Consider the following 20392-nt stretch of genomic DNA (forward strand, 5'->3'; position numbering starts at 1 on the left):
GCCAGGATAATGACAAATGCGTCATGTGGCCAATCGGAATGTTGATGGCGGGCCCATAGAAAATGGCTATGGCAAGATATGCCCACTCTGCGTCAACTCGAATATCTGGTCACGATCGCGGATACGGGATCGTTCGCGCTGGCGGCACGGGTCGCCCATGTGTCGCAACCAACGCTCAGCCAACAGGTCCGCACGCTCGAGGAACGGCTCGGCACCAAGCTGCTCGAGCGCAGCGCGACGGGGGCGATGCTGACGCCCGTCGGGCGCAGTATCGTGGCGACGGCGCGACGGATGTTGAGCGATGCCAGTGACATCGCTGCACTGGCGGCGGGTGCCTCGGACAAGCTGACAGGGACCTTGCGACTGGGGACGACGCCCACGCTCGGGCCGTATCTTCTATCCCCTATCATCGCCGAACTGCACCGCATGGCACCGCAGCTACGGTTGCATGTGCGCGAGGGGATACCCGACGAACAGGTGCTGGAGCTGTCGCGCGGCAATATCGACGTGGTGCTCGGACCGTTGCCCATGACCGGGGAGGACCTAACGATCGAGCCGCTCTTCCGCGAACCATTGCACCTGGTGGCGGCGCTCGATCATCCGATCGACCTTGGCGTACAGACCGCGCATGAGGCGTTGGCGGGCATTCCGCTGCTGACCCTGGACCCACGCCATCATCTTGCGCGACAGGCCGCCGAAGTCGCCGAGCGATATGGCATGACGATCGCGCCGGACTATTACGGCACCAGCCTGGAAAGCTTGCACCAGATGGTCGCGAGCGGCCTTGGCTTCGCGCTTTTGCCGGGCCTCTATCTTCGGTCGCAGATCGGTGGGGCTACCGGTCTGAAGCTGTTGCCGGTCGAGGGCTGGCGCGTTCATCGGTCGATCGCGATCGCCTGGCGGCGGCAATCGCCCATGGGCGCGGCTTTCGGGCTGCTCGCCGATCATGTCCAGGGCTGTGCGCGGCAATTGCTGGAGCCATAGCGCGATACGGCTCGGGCAGCAGAAATATCGCGACGATTACCCGCACGAGGCGGAACCGCCCTTGTTCAAGGAGCGAATACTGCCCGCAGGCAACCGTCCTCCTTGTGCTTGAACATGTGATACCCCTTCGGTGCGTCCTCCAGCGAGAAGCGGTGGGTCGCCAGAGAGGCCGGCGTCAATTCGCCGCGCTGGGCATGATCGAGCAGGCGCGGGACATAGGCTTGCCCATGCTGCTGCGCGGTACGGACGGTCACACCCTTGTTCATCAGCAAGCCCAGCGGAAATTTGTCCATCAGGCCGTACACGCCGAGAATGGACAGGATGCCCCCCTTGCGAACCGCCAGCATCGCCTGGCGAAGCGCCGTACCTCGATCGGTTTCGAGATAGAGCGCCTGCTTGACCCGGTCATAGGCGTGCTGGAGGCCGGTGCCGCCCGCTTCCATGCCGACTGCGTCGATACAGGCATCGGGACCCCTGCCACCGGTCAGCTCCTTGAGCGCCTCGATCACATCGACCTTGGTATAGTCGAGTGGGATCGCGCCGAACGCCTCGGCCTGCGCCAGACGTTCGGGATAGCGGTCGATGGCGATAACCCGTTCGGCCCCCAACACCATTGCGCTCTGCTGCGCCATCAGGCCGACGCCGCCACAACCCCAGACGGCGATGACGTCGCCCGGCTGGATGTCGCAGAAGTCCGCACCCATGAAACCCGTCGGCGCCGCGTCCGAGATGAACAGCGCAGTCTCGTCCGACACGCCGTCGGGCACCTTGAAACAGTCGGTATTGGCAAAGGGGACGCGGACATATTCCGCATGCGCACCGGCATAACCGCCGAACGCGTGCGAATAGGCATAGATGCCGGCGGTCGGATAGCCGAGCAGCGGTTCCTGCAATTCCGGTTTGGGATGGGTCGTGTCGCAGAGCGAATAGAGGTCATGCTGACAATACCAGCATCGTCCGCAGGAGATGAAGGACGGTACGACGACGCGGTCGCCCTTCGCCACTTTGGTGACCTCCGAGCCCGTATCGACGATCTCGCCCATGAACTCATGCCCCAGCACGTCGCCTTCGCGCATCGTGGGGATCAGCCCGTCGATCAGGTGCAGATCCGAACCGCAGGTCGTGGACAGCCTGACCTTGAGGATCACGTCATTGGGGTTGAGGATCGTCGGATCGTTGACCGTTTCCACGCGAAGGTCGTTGACGCCATTCCAGCACAGTGCGCGCATGATGATTTCTCCTTAGCGGTCGGTGCCGCCGTTGCGGGCGGCGGGCTGCGGAACGGTGGTGGGGATCTCGCCGGTCAGCGCCAGTGCGCGAAAGCGGTAGAGGGCCGTGCGCACGATCTCGTGCGGGGCGATGTGAAACAGCTTGGCCAAGACCTGGCCGACGGCGCCACCCGGCGGATCGAAGCGAACGTCCAGATGGAGTTCGGTGCCCCGGTCACCCGGCGCGGGACGGAAGGTCAGCACGCCGATATTGGGCACGTCCGCCCCCTCCTGCGTCGTCCAGCGCAGGCTGTCGGAGGCCTCGTCCGCCATGGTGGTCCGCCATCGATATTCGCCGCCGGTGACGCCAGGCACAGTCCAATCGGCTGTCCGATCGTCTAGCGGGGTGACGGTGGCGATATGCGCCCATATGCGGGCCTGGGTCCGGGGTTGCAGCCATAGCGATCGAAGTTCGGCCGCGGGCTCGCCGACCGTGACGGAGGCGGTAACGGCCTGATCGGTTTCGGCTTCCGCAATGCTCATCTTAGACCTCGGCTTTTTGTCGATGGAGGGGCGGGGGACGTCCTATCGAGGCGGGAGGAGGATCGGGCGCGCGCCCATTGCCGCGTCGGCCTCGACCACGTCTGCGCCCCACCCGGCGACGGCATGGAGTCGTTCCAGGTCGGGCAGCGTGATCCGCCGTCTGCCGCACACCAGCAATCCGTCGCGGCGAAGGCCTTGAAGGACGCGGTTGACGTGGACCGGTGTCAGGCCGAGCAGATCAGCCAGTTGTTCCTGGGTGAGGGGGCAGGCGAAGGCGCCGTCCTTCGCAAGCCCCGCCTTGTTCGATCGATCATGCACGTCGGCCAGATGATAGGCGACACGCTCCCGCGCATTGCGTCGGCCCAGGCTGGTCAACTGCGCGCGGAGCCGCCGCATGTCGTCGACCATCGTTCGTTCCCGGTGACGATGGAAGGATGGCCTGTCATCGTTGTCGACCGTCCGGCGCAGCACCGCGACGCGCACCGGACCGCAGGCGCGAATATCCTCGTTCGCTGCGGGCGGCACCCAGTCGCACATGTCGCCAGCCACCAGTATGTCGGTGATCTGTCGCACGCCATCGTGCAGGCCATGCGCACGATAGGCCCACCCCTCGACGATGAGGTGGAGATGACGGTCTCCGCCGAAAGCAGCGGATATGGTCGATCCGTTCCTCACTGGTACGATTGCCATCACCGCCCTGGCGAGCGCCTGACACTCTTCAGCCGTGACCCGGTCGCCCAGTACCATTCGGACCGTTGCCGTCGCGGGGTGTACCGGACGGGAGGAATTCGGGAAATCGACAAAGGGTTCGCGCTCGGGTTGGTCAGGAGGCGGCGATTGGCGATAATGTGTCGTGGAGTACGTTTGGAGCATCGGTCAAACCCTCATGTCGTCATGACAATTTGGTGACGTCAGCCATGCGTCGGCACCCGTAGCATCCCTAGGTAGGCTTCCGCGTCCCGCTGCCTTCGCCGGGCCGTGCTAGGCCCGCCGCCAGTGCAATCTGGATAAGTTCGGCCAGATTTCCGGCATCCAGCCGGTTCATGACCTGGGCTCGGTGCAGCTCGACGGTACGCGGACTGATGCCGAGTTTCTTGCCGGTTTCCTTGTTCGTGTTGCCCTCGACCAGGGCTTGCAAGACTTCCCGCTCGCGTGGCGTGAGACGTGTCACGCGAGCACTCGCGGTTTCATCGCGTGAGACCGGTCGGACGGCGGCGAGACATTCCGCGATCGCGCTCGACAGGCCGGCGGGCACCGATGTTTCATCTTCCACGACGACATAGTCGCTCGCGCCCGCCTTCATCGCAGCGATGGCCGACATGAGATCGGTTCCGGGCGTGTCCAGCACCACGCTCGGTAGCGCGATGGCCCGCGCTTTCAGTTCGCGCGGAACGGACAATCCATCGGCCTTGGCCTTGCGGACATCGACCAGCACACAGCCAGGGGTGAGGAGCGCGGCGATATCGAGAAAGGTGGTCGCGCTTTCGAACGTCCTCGCGCGATACCCCATTGTCCGCACCATGCCCGCCAGACGCCTGGCATCCAGTGCCTTGGTGCTGACGATATAGACCTGACCGATTTCTTCCTGGGTGACGTCTTCCGTGATCCCGCCGATGCGCGCGATCGCACCATTGTCGTCGAGGATGGGGAAGCTCGTATCGCGCAAGCGGCGGACGGACCCGTCTCCGGGGCGGATGATGCGGTATTCATATTGCGCCGCCTCGCCGGACTTGACCGTCGCGAGCGCGTGTTCGACCTGCAATCGGTCTTCGGGATGCACATAGTGCAGCCATTGCTCGATGGAGTGGGCCGCCTGTTCCTGGGGTATTCCCCAAATCCGCTCGAACGCGGCACTGCGATACAGAATCGTCCCTGTCACGGGATCGCTGATCCACAGAAGATTGCTGCTATGCGCCGCAAAGCTGCTGAACTGTGCCTCGCTCGCCCGAATGGCCGCTTCGGCATGACGTCGATCTGTTACATCGGCAGCCGCGCCGATGAAACCAATGGGATGGCCGTTCTCGAACGTCGTCCGGCCCCATGTTACGATATGGCGCAGGACGCCGTCGTCACGGCCGATCACCCGATATTCCACAGAATAGCTGCCGTCGCCTGCCGGATCGACACAGGCCGCAATGGCCGCGCGGACCCGCTCCCGGTCGTCGGGGTGAATGCCTTGCTCGAATATGGTTTCGTCGACCGGTGTGTCCGGCGACAGTCCCCACATGGCACGGAGTCTCTCATCCCACTCGAGTGCGCCGGTGCGCGGATCCCAGGCATAGATGCCGATCCCGACAAGTTCGGTCGCCGCGCGCAGTCGCGCCTCGCTTGTGCGGAGTGCTTCTTCGAAGGCCCGCCGCTCGCTGGTATCGCGCGAAACGCCGATGACCAGTTCTACCGACCCGTCGGGCCCCCAAACGGGTCCCCACAGATAGGAGAAATAGGCGGCCTGGCCGGTCGGGCTGCGGAAGAAGACCTCGTTCTGGATCGTTGCGCCATCGGCAAAGATCTGATCGATATGGCCGTTGAGCAATGCCGCCAGATCCGCCGGATAATTCAAGTCCTCAAACGACTTGCCGAGCATTTCTTCCACGGTCAGTCCCAAGAGCGCAAGCATCGCCGGATTGGCATAGGCAAAGCGTCGCCGCCGGTCGAAGGCATAGACATAGTCGGGAATTGACGACAGATTCGCTTCGAGAAAACGCACCTGTCCGGCCAGCGTCTCGCCCGAACCCAGCGGCGGATCGTCGACCCCTGTCGCGAAAACCGGTGCGCAATCATCCATAAGGCCGGCTTTCTTTGAATTTGCCGACAAAGGCGGCAAGCGCCTGCGACCGGGTATAGTTCCCTAGGGATCGCCCGGATGGGACAAGGGCTGGCCAGTGCGTATCTCCACGCCACGCAACCGAGGAGAGTGGCATGAAGGCGCTGGTCTGGCACGGCAAGGAGGACATCCGATACGACACGGTGTCCGACCCTGCGATCGAACATCCCCGCGATGCCATAATCAAGGTTACGAGTTGTGCAATCTGTGGGTCCGACCTGCATCTATTCCACAATCTCGTCCCCGCGATGCTGCCCGGCGATATCATGGGTCATGAAACGATGGGCGAAGTGGTCGAGGTCGGCAGTGCCGCCAAGGGATCGCTGAAGAAAGGCGACCGTGTCGTTATCCCCTTCACCATTCAGTGCGGCGAATGCGATCAGTGCCGACGCGGCAATTTCTCCGTCTGCGAACGGACGAACCGGAAGAAGGAACTGGGCGACAAGGCGTTCGGTCATGCGACCGCCGGGCTGTTCGGTTATACGCACTTGACCGGCGGCTATCCCGGCGGCCAGGCCGAATATCTGCGGGTTCCTTTCGCGGACACGACGCACATCAAGGTGCCAGGCGGGATCGATGACGAGAAGCTGTTGTTCCTGTCGGACATCCTGCCCACCGGTTGGCAGGCGGCGGTGCAGGCCGACATTCAGCCAGGCGATACGGTAGCGGTCTGGGGCTGCGGCCCGGTCGGCCAGATGACGATCCGTTCGGCGATCCTGCTGGGGGCCGAACAGGTGGTGGCGATCGATCATCTGCCCGAGCGTCTGTCCATGGCGGCCGCGGCAGGAGCGGTCACGATCAACTTCGCGGAGGAAAGCGTCGTCGAAAGGCTCAACGAGCTGACAGGCGGCAAGGGGCCGCACAAGTGCATCGACGCGGTCGGCACGGAGAGCCACGTCAATTTCGGGCAGCCCGATACGGTGCTGGACCGCGCCAAGCAGATGCTGATGGCGGAGAATGACCGTCCCCACGTCCTGCGTGAGATGATCTATGTCTGCCGTCCAGGCGGGGTAATCTCGATCATCGGTGTCTATCTGGGACTGGTCGACAAGATCCCGATGGGGCAGGCGATGAACAAGGGACTGACCTTTCGGATGGCGCAAGCGCATGTCCCACGCTGGACCGGCGATCTCCTCCGCCGGATCGAGGATGGGCAGATCGATCCCTCCTTCGTCATCACGCACAAGGTCGACCTGTCCAAGGGACCTGAAATGTACGCGACCTTCCGCGACAAGGCGGACGGGTGCGTCAAGGTCATGCTCCAACCCTGAAGGAGGCATCCATGCCACTCACCATCTTCACCGGTATCGCCCGTTCGGAGGGCGACCCGAAGGTCGAACGCAAGGGACCGAGTTCACTCAAGGGCGCTGACCGGCTCGCCAGGGCGCTGGGGTGGTTCTCGGTCGGGCTCGGCATTGCGGAACTCGTCGCGCCCGGTCGGATAGCTCGCAGTCTCGGGTTGGATGACAAGGAGGGATTGGTCCGCGCCTATGGTGCTCGCGAACTAGCCAGCGCCGTCCCGACCTTGTCGATCGACAAGCCGATCGGACTCGCCGCGCGGATCGGCGGCGACGCGCTCGACATCGCGACGCTCGCGACCGGGTTAAATCGCGACAACCCCAAATGGCGGAACGCCGCGATCGCCACCGCCCTGGTCGCGGGGATCACGCTGCTCGACATCGTCGCGTTCAAGGGGGTGCAAGCCGTGCACAAGCGCGACCCGAACGCCGATCGCGATTATTCGGACCGGTCTGGCCTGCCACGCGGCACAGCGGCATCGCGCGGACTTGCCCGCAAAGACTTCGACATTCCGCCGGACTATGGGGCTGAAGGTACGGTGGCGGATGCGGTGCCGCTGCTCGCGTCCTGAAACTGCGGCACGGCGCGGTGCCCTGAGGGCCTGAAATGGTCACTCGGGGCGCCGTCGCTGCCTGCCTCGCCAGCCGATTTCGTGACTGTGACGGGATTGCATGGAGCCATGAGCGAGATCGCATGTCCGTCCGAAAGGCCTTGTTAAACCCTTTCTTCGCCGAGCGTGACGCGGGTGCAATAGCCTTTATCGACCGGTTCGATCTGCATATTGCCGCCCAATTGCTTGGCAAGGAGGCGTACGAGCTTGGAACCCAACCCCGGCTCGATGCCATGCGGGCATCCGACCCCATCATCGGCGACCGTGACGACCATGCCTGACGCAGCGCGCGTGACGACGACCTGGATGACCCCACCGCGCTCGCCCGGATAGGCGTATTTCAGGCTGTTGGTGACCAGTTCGTTGACGATCAGGCCGACATGGATCGCCACATCGCTGGGAACCTCGATCGGATCGCACGCGACCCGCACCGCGATCGGCCGGACATCGCGCAACAGATCGCCCAATCCCTGGCACAGGGTCGGAACATAGTCCGCAAGGTCGACGCGTCCACCGTCGTTATCCCCGCGCAGCCGCTCCTGCGCGCGGGCGACGACCATGACACGCGCATTGGCGGCATCGAGTGCGGCACGAACCTCGGCATGGGACGATGCCCGGCTTTGCAACTGGATCGCCGAACTGATGATAGCGAGATCGTTCTTGGTACGGTGCGCCATTTCCTGCAAAAGCAGTGCCTTTGCGCGTTCGCTCTCTTCCAGGCGTTCGATCGTCTGGCGCAACGCCTCCGTCGTCGCCGACATGGTGAAGCAGATCAGCATAAAAATGCCGAGCGCCATCGCATCCTCGCGGCCGATCCATAGCGAGAAGCGGGGCTCGACGAAGAGATAGGCGGCGATCAGTACACTGAGGATCGTGGCGAAGAAGCCCGACCCGCGATCGAAGACAAGTGCACACAGGAACACGGCGGGATAGAAGAGCAGGACGGGAAAATTGTGCAGCGTTCCTTCCAGCGAATGGCGTAGGAGCGCGGTCAACAACACGATCAGCGCGCTGGCGGCGTAGCGCAGGGCAACGCCATAGCGCTGCCGGGGAAGAAGCCTGACCAGCAGATTTTCTTCGATCATATCCCCCCAAGCCCAATTCGTACCGACGCTTTCGTGGATACAAGTACGATTATCGTTAATCTTCGGCCGACAGATCGTCGTTGATATCGATCAGCCTTGCTGCGGGGTACGGTGATCGAACTTTTTTACGGGCTTGTCGCCCAGCGTGCAAGCAGACCAGCCGCGGCTCATTCTGCTGCGGGACAATTTGATTACCTGGAGCCGCGATCGCTCAGCGGGCGCTGGGGTGGTGCTGTGCGGTATCGCGCTCATCAGTCCCCGCGTGAGCACGATACGCCCTCGGCGGCCGCAAGATTGATCGGAGGACGGGATGGTATCTCAACGGTTTTCGCAGGAGCGATACCGCAGGGCGAGTATATGGTAGTTGCACTACCGTCATAAGGAAGAACTGCGCGATCCCCTGCTTCAAATCGGGGCACATCATATATGCCGTCTATCAGCAGGTCGAGCAAAGCGTTTACGAACCCCGAAGTGTCCGTGACGGTCGCGATCGAATGGCGTTGGGGCGATACCGGATCAATCGAGACGAAGTCATCCGCGACTTGGCTGGCGTTGCTCAGGCGGAGGGATGCTATGTCCATTGCCTCACAGAGGCTTGCGACGGTCTCTGCCTCGTCGTCGGGGGCTTCGCCGATATGGATTAAGCCCCATGGACGAAGATGATCCGGCAGTGCCGCAATGGCGGGGAGGCCCATCGCGTCCGCTGAAAGTGCTCCGACGACACGGTGGCTGATGCCCCGCCTTGCGCAAATCCCGGCCCATATATCGGCGGCGCTCGCATCACGGCACCATATGAGCAACGGCCGGTCATGCTGGTGTTCGGATGGAAGCGGCGCTTTGATCGGATGGGGCAGGGCGGGATAGACTAGCCGCTCGGACCTCCGCCACCAGCCGGGTGCCATCGCGACCGGATGTCGCGCCGCGCCGGCCGCCAAGCCGCTCCACAATCGCGCGAGAGCGGTCGGCCGTGGAGTCCCGTCCGACACGTCGAACACCCCTGGCTCATAGCGGCCGGGTTTGGTCAGCAATGTATCCCATCCGTGCGAACCCAGAAGCGACCATGCCGTGACCGCACGGATATCGACGCCGTCGTTTCGCACGGTCAAGCATTTGTCCCAGGCCTCCGCCGCCCAGCGCAATTGTTCCTCGCGGGTGCAGCCATTGTGCACCTCGGTCACGGCCAAGGGGGTTCCGTAACGGTCCCATGCTTCCTGCAAAGCACCGGCAAGCCCGGGCGGCGGTGGATCGAGAACGCGCACGGCCTCCACATCCGCATAGACACGTCGGGCATTGCCGCCATGGGTATGCGTCGGATAACGTTGCAATCGGTGATCGAGGAAGCGGTCGCTGGTCAGATAATGGTTCACGCCGACGATGTCGGGCGGGCAGGGATCGTCCGCGATCCGACGCAACCGCTCGGCAAAGCCGAAGCTTGCGATCCGGGTCCACAGGGGATGATGCGGCGTGATGCGCCCGAACAGCAAATCCCATCCCGCCCAGCGACGGAGATTGTCGAACGCCGCCTGTTCGCCCAGTAGAACGGTGGCATAGGTACGGCCCAGATCGTCGGTCTGGATCAGCTTGGCCGCCGGATTGACCTGCCGGATCGCCCGCATGGCGGCCCGCGTGCCATCGATCTGGTTGAGCAGCGCGAGCCAGAAGGCCGCTTCATCCCGAGCGTGCGGATACCAATGGCCGTAAAGGCCCGAAAAGCGCGCCGTCGTCAGGGGTTCGTTGACCGGCGTCCAGCTCTCTATCCATGGATAACGCTCGACGACCTTTGCAGCATAGTCGCCCAGCCCGGTGGCAAAACCATCGTCCAGCAGATGCGTATGCGGCGGACCGCTGCCGTGATGGACCAGCCCTGCGATGGGCCGAATGCCAAGGTCGCGCAATCGCCCAAGCCTCTCATCGGTCCATGACCAGTCGGGCGTGCGTCCGTCCGGCATCACCCGTTCCCACAAAACGGGATAGCGGATCGCCGTCATCCCCAGCGAGGCGAACAGGTCGAGATCGGCAAGTCGGCCGTGATGTCCGCTTAGGCGAATTTGATCGCTATAGCCCGCCGCAGTGCGATTGACGGTGCATTCCACGCCGCCCCAGAATTGCAGGCCATCCATCGGCATCTCCCGTCAATCCAACGGACCGAGATGAACGGCGTTCCCACCAACACATTGATTTGCATTGTAAGACAGTAACTTAGCAGGAACTTGGCGAAGCGGCAGGTTGTTTCCTCTTTGTAACAGCGATGAAAAGGGAGCCTCCGTGATCACCCAGCCGTCGACCGCCGCCAAGAGCTCCGCCTTGTATCACCGCCGCCCGCGATCGACGCTGATCTGCTTTAGCCATCTCCGCTGGGGCTTCGTCTTTCAAAGGCCGCAGCATCTGATGACGCGCTTCGCCATGACGCAGGACGTCCTGTTCTGGGAGGAGCCGGAGTACCGCCAGGGACCTCCCGAACTGCGCCGTCATATCTGTCCGGACAGCGGTGTCGTCGTGCTGACGCCGCTACTCGACGAGGCCTTGCGAGGATGCGAGGACGAGGCGCTGACGGCCTTGCTGGATGCCGAGATGGCAGGCGTCACGGGTCCGCTCATTCGATGGTACTACACGCCGATGATGCTGCCCTTCTCGGACCATGTTCCGGCGGCTTGCATCGTTTATGATTGCATGGACGAACTCTCGGCGTTCAAGGGAGCGCCGCCTGAGTTGCTGGAGCGCGAGCAACGGCTGATCGAGCGGGCGGATCTGGTCTTCACGGGCGGGACAAGCCTGTACGAGGCGAAGCGGCGGCGCCATTCGAACGTCCACGCCTTTCCCTCCAGCATCGACGCAGCGCATTTCGGCCGGGCACGGGGCCGCGTGGCCGAACCCGCCGACCAGACGGAACTGCCCCGGCCAAGGTTGGGCTTTGCAGGCGTGGTAGACGAGCGGATGGACCTCGATCTGCTGGGGGCGCTGGCGGATGCGCATCCGGAATGGTCGCTGGTCGTCATCGGTCCCGTGGTGAAGATCGACGAGGCCGATCTGCCGCGCCGCGCCAATATCCATTATCTGGGCGGGCGTCCCTATGCGGCGCTGCCGGACTATATGGCGGGTTGGGATGTCGCGCTGATGCCCTTCGCCATCAATGAGGCGACGCGGTTCATCAGCCCGACCAAGACGCCGGAATATCTTGCGGCCGGGTGCCCGGTCGTCTCGACGCCGATTACTGATGTGGTGCGTCATTATGGCGAATTGGCGGGCGTGGCGATTGCCGACACGCCCGCCGCCTTCGTCGCGGCCTGCGAGGCGGGGATGGCGCTACGCGACGCCGGGCATGGCTGGCGCGACAAGGCGGATGCGCAACTTTCCGGGGGATCGTGGAGCAGCACGGCGCTCGAGATGACTGCCCTGATCGAGGCGGAGATGGCGGGGCGCACCCGGCACGAGCCCATCGTGTCGCCGGTCACCTGGCCCCCTCTGCGCGATCGATATGACGTGATGGTGGTGGGCGCGGGCTTTGCCGGGGCGGTCATGGCGGAGCGGCTGGCCGCCGACGGAGGGAAGCGGGTGCTGGTGGTCGACCGGCGATCGCATATCGCGGGCAATGCCTATGATCATCACGACGCGGCGGGTATATTGGTCCACCGCTACGGCCCGCATATCTTCCACACCAATTCGAGCGAGATATTCGACTATCTCTCGCGCTTCACCGATTGGCGGCCCTATGAACATCGCGTCCTGGCCGATGTCGATGGCAAGCTGGTGCCGATGCCGATCAACCGCACGACGCTGAACGCACTCTATGGCCTGGAACTGTCCAGCGATGCGGAGGTCGAGGCGTTCCTGGCATCGCGTGCCGAGCCGGTCGATCCGATCCGCACCTCCGCCGATGTGGTGGTGTCGAGGGTAGGGCGCGAACTCTACGAGACCTTCTTTCGCGGCTATACCCGCAAGCAATGGGGCATGGACCCGTCGGAGCTCGACAAGTCGGTGACCGCGCGCGTGCCGACCCGCAGCGGTACCGACGATCGCTATTTCAGCGACCGCTATCAGGCGATGCCCGTGCGTGGATTTACGCGGATGTTCCAGGCGATGCTGGATCACCCCAATATCGATCTGCTCCTGGGTGTCGATTATGCCGATGTTCGGGAAGCCTATCCACACGATCATCTGGTCTTTACCGGGCCGATCGATGAATATTTCGGCTATCGTTATGGCCATTTGCCCTATCGTTCGCTTCGGTTCGAGCATCGGACGCTGGACGAGGAACAGCATCAGCCGGTTGCCGTGGTCAACTTCCCCGACGAGGCGGTGCCCTATACCCGGATCACCGAATATAAGCATCTGACCGGACAGGTCGCGCCGCAGACCAGCCTGACCTATGAATATCCAAGTGCGACCGGCGACCCCTATTACCCAATCCCTCGCGACGAAAACCAGGCGCTTTACAAACGCTACGAGGCACTGGCCCTGGCGGAGCCGCATGTCAGCTTCGTCGGTCGGCTGGCGACCTATCGCTACTATAACATGGACCAGGTCGTCGGACAGGCCTTGGCAACCTATCGCCGCCTGAAGCCTATCTTGGCCGAGACCACTATGACGACCGCTGCGGAACTGGCGCGAGGACGCAGCGCTGCCTGAACGAGAGGGAAGCGGGGGGTGGGGCATATCCGTGATCGCCCCGCTCTCTGCCGGTGATTTAGGGCTGCTCAGGTGTTCGATTTGATGGTCGGCCTGCCTGCCCCGAGCGCCTGCATCAGGGTATCGCTATAGATTTTATGCGTCGCGGTTGGCCGGTGCACTCCTTGGGACGAGGGCGCGATGCCAAGCGACGCGGCGGGGGTGAAGGTCAGTTCGCCGAAATAGATCCCGTCACGCCCATCATAGAGATCGACGCGGACGAACGCGAATGGCACCGACAATGCGTGTGCGGCAGCGGTCATGGCCTCCAGCCGTTCGCGAGCTGCCAGAACAAAACCGCTAGGGGAACGGAGCCCGTCATCCTCGTCCATCGGTTCGAAGTCGGGCACGCGGAACAGGCGGCTCCACGGCTCTCCAAACCGCCCATGATCGATCTGGCAAAGGTGGGGGCGGCCATGAATGCAGTGGAATTTGTAATCGTCGGGCGGTCCGGGGACGGTCGTCGGTATCATCGCCTCGACGATGATCTGACGCGGCAATTGCCAATATTGCATCTCGCGCAGGATCGGTGCGTAATCGACCGAGGCCAAGTCATAGAGCGGGCGCAGTTCGGCCGGATCGGTCAGATCGCGCAGAAAGGTGACCCCACCGCTGGCATGGGTCGGCTTGGCGATGGCATCGGTCCCAAGGAACGGGCGCAGCATTTCGAACAGATGTTCGGGGGAGCGCACCGCCGTGATCGGTATCACGGCCCGCGTTTCAGGGACCCGCAGCGCGGGGAAAACGCGCCGCGCTTCCGCCTTGGCGGTATGCTTGTCGACAAAGGTCCGCGCCAGACGGGACCAGTCCGGATCGATCATCCGGTCGTAGATCACGTCGTTGATCAACGCGTCCGGATGGCCGGGGGGCAGGGGTTCGCGCCCGAATTTGCGTTCGAAGGGCGGGGCGGCGACTTCATGGTTGGCGGCGCGCGTCAGGTCCATGCGCCTTTCTCCGCTCGACCGCGATGCATGCGCTGACATCAGCGCACCCCCGTCAACCGAGCGTCCTGCTAAGACGGACCAGGGTCGGGTCGCCTTCCACGGGATGGAGATCGAAGCCCATTTCCCGTTCGATCAGAATGGCGGACCTGTTTTCGCGATCCTCGATGGCTTCGATCGTGCGGTATCCCCGGCGTCGGGCTCGTTCCACGAGCAGGTCGAGCAGCGTCCAGCCGATGCCCATCTGCTTCATGTCGTGCCGGATCGCGATCGCCGCCTCGGCGACGCTGCCCGTCTTGTCGCCGGCCAGCATCGCGGCGCCGAGGATCGAGCCATCCTCGGAAAAGGCGATGAGGCTCTCCGTCGTCGCATTATCGGCATGGATCATGCCGGACAGCCGCTCGTGACTGACCTCGCGTACGCTGGTCAGGAAGCGGAAGCGCAGATCCTCGGGCGAGACCCGCGCGAAGAAGCCGGCCAGCGGGGCCTTGTCTTCTGTGCGCGCACGCCGGACATGCAGCCGAACGTCCTTATGGGTGACCAGCAATTCGGTGTCGGCGATCATCACGATGTCCTCCTGAATGGTCCCGACCATGCGCCTGTTCGGCGCGCATGACATTGACCCGCGTCAAGACGGCTGCATCGTTCCCGTCTCCATGAAGCGCCGATGCCAGGACAGGGCCTCACCAGGCAGCGAGGGGGCATGCAGGCCATAGCTGCCGCCTTCCGCCCGCGCGGCGTAATCCTGCAGCAGAGGCCGGTAGTCGGGATGGGCGCAGCGTTCGATCACCATCCGGGCACGCTGACGCGGGCTGAGGCCGCGCAGATCGGCCAGGCCCTGTTCGGTCACGATCACCTGCACGTCCTGCATGATATGATCGACATGCGAGGCCTGCGGCACGATGGCGGAAATCTTGCCGCCCTTGGCGGTGGACGGCGTCATGAAGATCGAGACATAGGCGTTGCGCGCGAAATCGCCCGATCCGCCGATGCCGTTCTGGATGCGCGAGCCCATGACCAGCGTCGAATTGACATTGCCATAGATGTCGGCTTCGATCAGCCCGTTCATCGCGATGCATCCCAGGCGCCGGACCAGTTCGGGATGGTTGCTGATCTCCTGAGGGCGCAGGATCATGCGGTCGCGGTAGCTCGCCATGTCGGCGTTGAGCCGCGCCGCCGCCTGCGGGCTGAGCGAAAAGGCGGTGGCGGAGGCCATGCGCAGCTTGCCTGCGTCGAGCAGGTCGAGCATGCCGTCCTGGATCACCTCGGTATAGGCGGTCATCGGCTCGAACGGCGTGTCGATCAGCCCGGACAGCACCGCATTGGCGATATTGCCGACGCCCGACTGGATGGGAAGCAAGCCGGCGGGCAGCCGTCCGCGCGCGACCTCATGCCGCAGAAACTCGATGATATGCCCCGCGATCGCTTGGGCCGTGGCGTCGGGCGCGGCGAAGGGCAGGTTGCGGTCGGGGGCATCGGTTTCGACGATGGCGACGATCTTGTCCGGGTCGCAGGCAAGATAGGGGGTGCCGATCCGGTCATCCGGCCGAACCAGCGGGATCGGCACACGATCGGGGGGCAGGCGAGTGCCGTAGTAGATGTCGTGCATTCCCTCCAGCGCCGAATCCTGCCAGCGATTGACCTCCAGGATCACGCGCGTGGCGCGGTCCGCCCAGGTCTTGTTGTTGCCGACCGACGAGGAAGGGATCAGCGATCCGTCCGCGCGGATACCCGTCACCTCGATAATCGCGGTGTCGAGCGGACCCAGCACCCCTTCCCATGCCATGGGTGCGACCTGGCTGAGGTGCATGTCGAGATAGTCGATCTCACCGCGATTGATCTTCTCGCGGGCGACCGGATCGCCGCTATACGGCAGACGCTGGGCGATCCCGTCGACCGCCGCCAGTGCTCCGTCCAGTTCGGGCCCGGTCGAGGCCCCGGTCCACAGATTGACGCGAAAGGGCCGCCCGGCCGCATGATCCTCCGCCATGCGCCGTGCCAGCGCCTGCGGAACGGCCTTGGGATAGCCGGAGCCGGTAAAGCCGCTCGTCGCCAGGGTTTCGCCGTGGCGGATCAGCGCGGCGGCGGTATCGGCATCGGTGATACGGGAACGCAGGGCGGCACAAGCGATACGATCGGTCATTGTCACTCCATGATGCGGGCGGGGCCGAAGCCTCCGCCCGCCATCTGTCAGGCTGCAAGGTCGAGGACGACGCGGCCTTCAATCTGTCCTTGCCGCATCCGGTCGAACACCTGATTGACCTGGGTTAGCGGCGCGGTGGAAACGGTCGCTCTCACCTTGCCGTCCGCCGCGAAATCGAGCGATTCCTGTAGATCGAGCCGGGTGCCGACGATCGATCCACGCACCGTGATGCCGTTCAGCACCAGCCCGAAGATGTTCAGCGGGAAGTCTCCCGGCGGCAAGCCGTTGAGCGCCACCGTGCCGCCGCGCGCCATCATGCCGACGGCCTGGGCGAAGGCGCGTTCGCTAACTGCGGTGACGAGCGCGCCCTGCGCCCCTCCGCCGGTCTCGCGCTTGATCGCCGCGGCCGGGTCCGGCTCGGTGCGGGCATTGACGGTCACCTTCGCGCCCAGTCGCCGCGCGAGGTCGAGCTTTGCGTCGTCGACATCGACCGCTGCGACGTTCAGGCCCATCGCAACGGCATATTGCACCGCCATATGGCCAAGACCGCCGATGCCCGAGATGACGACCGTGTCGCCCGGCTTGGTGTCGGTCATCTTCAGCCCCTTATAGACTGTCACCCCGGCGCACAGCACGGGTGCGATCTCGGTGAAGCCGATATTGCCGGGCAGATGGCCGACGAAATTCGGATCGGCGATGACATAATCGGCAAAGCCTCCATTGACCGAATAGCCGGTGTTGAGCTGGCTTTCGCACAATGTCTCCCATCCGCCCAGGCAATGCACGCAGTGGCCGCAGGCGGTGTAGAGCCAGGGCACGCCGACCCGGTCGCCTTCCTTGACGTGTTTCACGCCCCTGCCGACCGCAGAGACATAGCCGACGCCCTCATGCCCCGGAATGAAGGGCGGGTTGGGCTTGACCGGCCAGTCGCCCTCGGCAGCGTGCAAATCGGTGTGGCAGACGCCCGAGGCCTGGATCGCGACCTGGATCATGCCGTCGCTGACTTCGGGTACCGGAACTTCGTCAATGGTCAGCGGAGCGCCGAATTGGCGGACGACGGCTGCCTTCATGGTCTTGGCCATGGATTTTCTCCTCTCGGATGATGATGAAGCGGGGATGGGCACGATCGACCGTCCCCGCTTTGACGGGGATCAAAAGAAGCCGAGCTTCTTGGCCGAATAACTGACCAGCAGATTCTTGGTCTGCTGATAATGGTCGAGCATCATGCGATGCGTCTCCCGCCCAATACCGGAACGCTTATAGCCACCGAACGCCGCATGAGCAGGATAGGTGTGGTAGCAGTTGGTCCACACCCGCCCTGCCTGGATGGCGCGGCCCATGCGATAGGCGCGGGTGCCGTCGCGGGTCCACACGCCCGCACCCAAGCCATAGAGCGTGTCGTTGGCGATGCGCAGCGCCTCTTCATCGTCCTTGAAGGTCGCGACCGACACGACGGGGCCGAAAATTTCCTCTTGGAACACCCGCATCCTATTGTTGCCGCTGAGAACGGTCGGCCTGACATAATAGCCTTCCAGCCCCGCCGGCCGGTTTCGCTCCCCGCCGGTCAGCACCGTGGCGCCCTCGTCGCGGCCGATGTCGAGATAGCCGAGGATCTTGTCCATCTGCTCCTGCGAGGCCTGTGCGCCGACCATGGTGGCGGGGTCGAGCGGATCGCCCTGGATCATCGCCTCGACCCGCGCGACCGCCTTTTCCATGAAGCGGTCATAGATGGATTCGTGGACCAGCGCGCGGCTGGGGCAGGTGCAGACCTCGCCCTGATTAAGCGCAAACATGGCGAAGCCCTCAATCGCCTTGTCGAGATAATCATCGTCGGCCGCCGCGACATCCGCAAAGAAGATGTTGGGGCTCTTGCCGCCCAGTTCCAGCGTCACCGGGATCAGGTTTTCGGAAGCATAGGACATGATGAGCTGCCCGGTCGTCGTCTCGCCGGTAAAGGCGATCTTGGCGATGCGCGGGTTCTGCGCGAGCGGCTTGCCCGCCTCCACGCCATAGCCGTTGACGATGTTGAGCACACCTTCGGGAAGCAGGTCGGCGATCAGCTCGGCCAGCACCATGATCGAGGCGGGGGTCTGCTCGGCGGGTTTCAGCACCACGCAATTGCCCGCCGCCAAGGCCGGCGCGAGTTTCCAGCAGGCCATCAGCAGCGGGAAGTTCCACGGGATGATCTGCCCCACTACGCCCAGCGGCTCGTGGAAATGATAGGCGACAGTGTCGTGGTCGATCTCCGAAATCCCGCCCTCCTGCGCGCGGATGCAGCCTGCGAAGTAGCGAAAATGATCGATCGCGAGCGGGAGATCGGCGGCGGTCGTCTCGCGGATTGGCTTGCCATTGTCCCAGGTCTCCGCAGTGGCGAGCAGAGCGAGATTTTCCTCCATACGGTCGGCGATGCGATGAAGGATCAATGCGCGTTCGGCGACACTGGTGCGGCCCCATCCGTCCTTGGCCTTGTGCGCGGCGTCGAGCGCCAGTTCGATGTCGGCGGCCTGGCTGCGCGCGATCTGACAGATGAGCTGACCGTCGATCGGCGATCGATTGTCGAACCAGCGCCCGTCGACTGGATCGACCCAGCGCCCTCCGATGAAATTGGCGTAGCGCTGCTTGAACGGCGCGGTGCGCGCCTTGATAGCTTCCTGGATCGTCATGCAACCTCTCCTTGGTCTGTTATAATACCAAGCTCTGCCTGCACGCCGTTCGGGGCAAGCCGATCCGCGCCGAAGCGGCGGCATGGCGGTGGACTTTCGGCGCATGAAGCGTAGCATGTGTCGCACGGCGCGACGCGAAACGCGGCGGTGTCGCAACTTGCGACAATGGAGAGGATGCGGCGATGGACGGCGCCGGGATAGAGCAAGGACGTCGAGCCTATTTCGACGAGGGGCTTCTGCCCCTGGAAAGCGTGCGCCAGCCGGTCCTGCGCTCGTGGCTGCGCTGTACGGACATGGGCCTGCGGCAGGGGCGGCGGCAGGATGACGGACCGCTGAGCGAGGGCGAACTCAATGCCCTGCGCCAGCGACGCGAGCGGCTGCGCCGATTATGCCGCCCGGAACTCGAGATGCTGGCAGGGGAGGCGCGCGACACCAGTAGCGTCGTGATCCTGGCCGATGCGGATGGCATGATCCTGGATACGATCGGCGATACGGGCTTCCTTTCGCGAGCGGCCCAGGTCGCCTTGCGTCCCGGCGTGTCGTGGACCGAGGCGAGCACCGGCACCAACGCGATCGGTACGGCCATAGCCGAGCGTCGCCCGATCGCCGTGCACGGCGCGGAGCATTTCTTCGCCGAACATGCGGTGCTCAGCTGTGCGGCAACGCCAATCCTCGATCCGCGCGGCGCGATCGTCGGCGCACTCGACATTTCGGGGCCTTCCGCCAGCGGCCATGGCCATGCGCTGGGGCTGATCCGGCTGGCGGTCGACCAGATCGAGCACCGCCTGTTCCGCTCCGGCTTTGCGGATTGCCGCGTGCTTCGGATGCACGACGATGCAGCGATGCTGGGCACGGCGCGCGAGGGGATTTTGGTGTTCCGCGACGATCGGCTGGTCGCCGCCAATCGCCGGGGATTGTCGCTGGTCGGTAGAAGCTGGGAAGCGCTCGATGAGACACCGCTCAGCGATCTGGTGGATGTGCGCGGGCAGGCGGGGCGCGGACCTCTGCGCCTGACCAATGGAGCGACGCTGATCGGGGGGTGGGACAGCGAAGCACGGGGTGGCGGGGCGGAGCTGACGATGACGGCGCGCCCGCTCGCCGATGAGCGCGCCGAGGCGATAGAAGCCGCGCTGGCGGCGCATGGCGGCAATGTCTCGGCGGCGGCGCGGCAATTGGGAGTTCATCGCAGCACGATCCATCGCCATCTCGCTCGCCATCGCTGATCCCGCGCGCGGGAGGGGGGATGACCGCCGGATCGCCCCCGACGGTTCGATAATAATCGCCTTCGGGAAAGTCCTTGCGGTTGCGCCCGCCGGGTATCAGTCGGCCGACGCCGGGCGCCAAGCGACGTAGGCGATCAGCGTCAGCCCTGTGACCCTCTCACTTCCGCATCCGCCTTGCGTTTCAATCGTCACCCATAGCCATGC

Annotated in this window: 16 protein-coding genes; 5 read left to right on the plus strand and 11 right to left on the minus strand. The window is 64.0% G+C overall.

Features of this window, described 5'->3' with window-relative positions; translation table 11 throughout:
* Window positions 1-78 precede the first annotated feature (78 nt).
* Window positions 79-984, plus strand: a complete 906-nt coding sequence (locus NZL82_RS09030) for a LysR family transcriptional regulator (RefSeq protein ID WP_261269428.1) — start codon at window positions 79-81, stop codon at window positions 982-984.
* 65 nt (window positions 985-1049) lie between these two features.
* Here the strand turns inward: NZL82_RS09030 and NZL82_RS09035 are convergent, their stop codons facing one another.
* The 4 genes from NZL82_RS09035 to NZL82_RS09050 all read right to left on the minus strand — a co-directional run bounded on the left by NZL82_RS09035 (window position 1050) and on the right by NZL82_RS09050 (window position 5520).
* A complete protein-coding gene (locus tag NZL82_RS09035; protein WP_261269429.1) occupies window positions 1050-2213 on the minus strand; it encodes a zinc-dependent alcohol dehydrogenase in 1164 nt (387 codons plus the stop codon).
* 12 nt (window positions 2214-2225) lie between these two features.
* The gene (locus NZL82_RS09040; protein WP_261269430.1) at window positions 2226-2735 is read right to left on the minus strand and encodes an SRPBCC family protein; all 510 of its coding nucleotides are present in this window, start codon (window positions 2733-2735) and stop codon (window positions 2226-2228) included.
* Between the two features lie 42 nt (window positions 2736-2777).
* Window positions 2778-3425 (minus strand): Crp/Fnr family transcriptional regulator, encoded by a 648-nt coding sequence (locus NZL82_RS09045; protein ID WP_261269431.1) that lies wholly within the window; start codon window positions 3423-3425, stop codon window positions 2778-2780.
* 250 nt (window positions 3426-3675) lie between these two features.
* The gene (locus NZL82_RS09050; protein ID WP_261269432.1) at window positions 3676-5520 is read right to left on the minus strand and encodes a PAS domain-containing protein; all 1845 of its coding nucleotides are present in this window, start codon (window positions 5518-5520) and stop codon (window positions 3676-3678) included.
* Window positions 5521-5654: 134 nt separating this feature from the next.
* On the opposite strand from NZL82_RS09050, the gene NZL82_RS09055 reads away from it, so the two are divergent.
* The gene (locus NZL82_RS09055) at window positions 5655-6830 is read left to right on the plus strand and encodes a zinc-dependent alcohol dehydrogenase (RefSeq protein WP_261269433.1); all 1176 of its coding nucleotides are present in this window, start codon (window positions 5655-5657) and stop codon (window positions 6828-6830) included.
* Between the two features lie 11 nt (window positions 6831-6841).
* Window positions 6842-7429 (plus strand): hypothetical protein, encoded by a 588-nt coding sequence (locus NZL82_RS09060; protein WP_261269434.1) that lies wholly within the window; start codon window positions 6842-6844, stop codon window positions 7427-7429.
* A 143-nt stretch (window positions 7430-7572) separates the two neighbouring features.
* Here NZL82_RS09060 and NZL82_RS09065 read toward each other — a convergent pair whose 3' ends face one another.
* Both NZL82_RS09065 and NZL82_RS09070 read right to left on the minus strand, forming a co-directional pair.
* Window positions 7573-8553, minus strand: a complete 981-nt coding sequence (locus NZL82_RS09065) for a sensor histidine kinase (RefSeq protein ID WP_261269435.1) — start codon at window positions 8551-8553, stop codon at window positions 7573-7575.
* 251 nt (window positions 8554-8804) lie between these two features.
* Entirely contained in the window at window positions 8805-10679 is a 1875-nt protein-coding gene (locus NZL82_RS09070) for a family 1 glycosylhydrolase (protein ID WP_261269436.1), read from the minus strand.
* Between the two features lie 139 nt (window positions 10680-10818).
* On the opposite strand from NZL82_RS09070, the gene glf reads away from it, so the two are divergent.
* Window positions 10819-13179 carry a UDP-galactopyranose mutase gene (gene glf, locus NZL82_RS09075; protein WP_261269437.1) on the plus strand — a complete coding sequence of 787 codons (2361 nt, stop codon included), beginning with the start codon at window positions 10819-10821 and terminating at the stop codon, window positions 13177-13179.
* Between the two features lie 68 nt (window positions 13180-13247).
* Here glf and NZL82_RS09080 read toward each other — a convergent pair whose 3' ends face one another.
* From NZL82_RS09080 to adh, 5 genes are all read right to left on the minus strand, one after another.
* Window positions 13248-14162 (minus strand): ATP-grasp fold amidoligase family protein, encoded by a 915-nt coding sequence (locus tag NZL82_RS09080; RefSeq protein WP_261269438.1) that lies wholly within the window; start codon window positions 14160-14162, stop codon window positions 13248-13250.
* Window positions 14163-14214: 52 nt separating this feature from the next.
* The gene (locus NZL82_RS09085) at window positions 14215-14754 is read right to left on the minus strand and encodes a GNAT family N-acetyltransferase (protein ID WP_261269439.1); all 540 of its coding nucleotides are present in this window, start codon (window positions 14752-14754) and stop codon (window positions 14215-14217) included.
* Window positions 14755-14787: 33 nt separating this feature from the next.
* Complete coding sequence (locus tag NZL82_RS09090) at window positions 14788-16302, minus strand: acetyl-CoA hydrolase/transferase family protein (protein WP_261269440.1); 1515 nt, start codon at window positions 16300-16302, stop codon at window positions 14788-14790.
* Window positions 16303-16349: 47 nt separating this feature from the next.
* On the minus strand, window positions 16350-17384 hold the full coding sequence (locus tag NZL82_RS09095; RefSeq protein WP_261269441.1) for a zinc-dependent alcohol dehydrogenase: 1035 nt from the start codon (window positions 17382-17384) through the stop codon (window positions 16350-16352).
* A 69-nt stretch (window positions 17385-17453) separates the two neighbouring features.
* Window positions 17454-18965, minus strand: coding sequence for an aldehyde dehydrogenase (gene adh / locus NZL82_RS09100; RefSeq protein ID WP_261269442.1), 1512 nt, complete (start codon window positions 18963-18965; stop codon window positions 17454-17456).
* A 182-nt stretch (window positions 18966-19147) separates the two neighbouring features.
* Between adh and NZL82_RS09105 the strand changes: the two genes are divergently transcribed.
* Window positions 19148-20188, plus strand: a complete 1041-nt coding sequence (locus tag NZL82_RS09105; RefSeq protein WP_261269443.1) for a sigma-54-dependent Fis family transcriptional regulator — start codon at window positions 19148-19150, stop codon at window positions 20186-20188.
* The last annotated feature ends 204 nt before the right edge of the window (window positions 20189-20392 follow it).

It is taken from the genome of Sphingomonas sp. LC-1 (assembly GCF_025371035.1).
Lineage (GTDB): Bacteria > Pseudomonadota > Alphaproteobacteria > Sphingomonadales > Sphingomonadaceae > Sphingomonas > Sphingomonas sanguinis_E.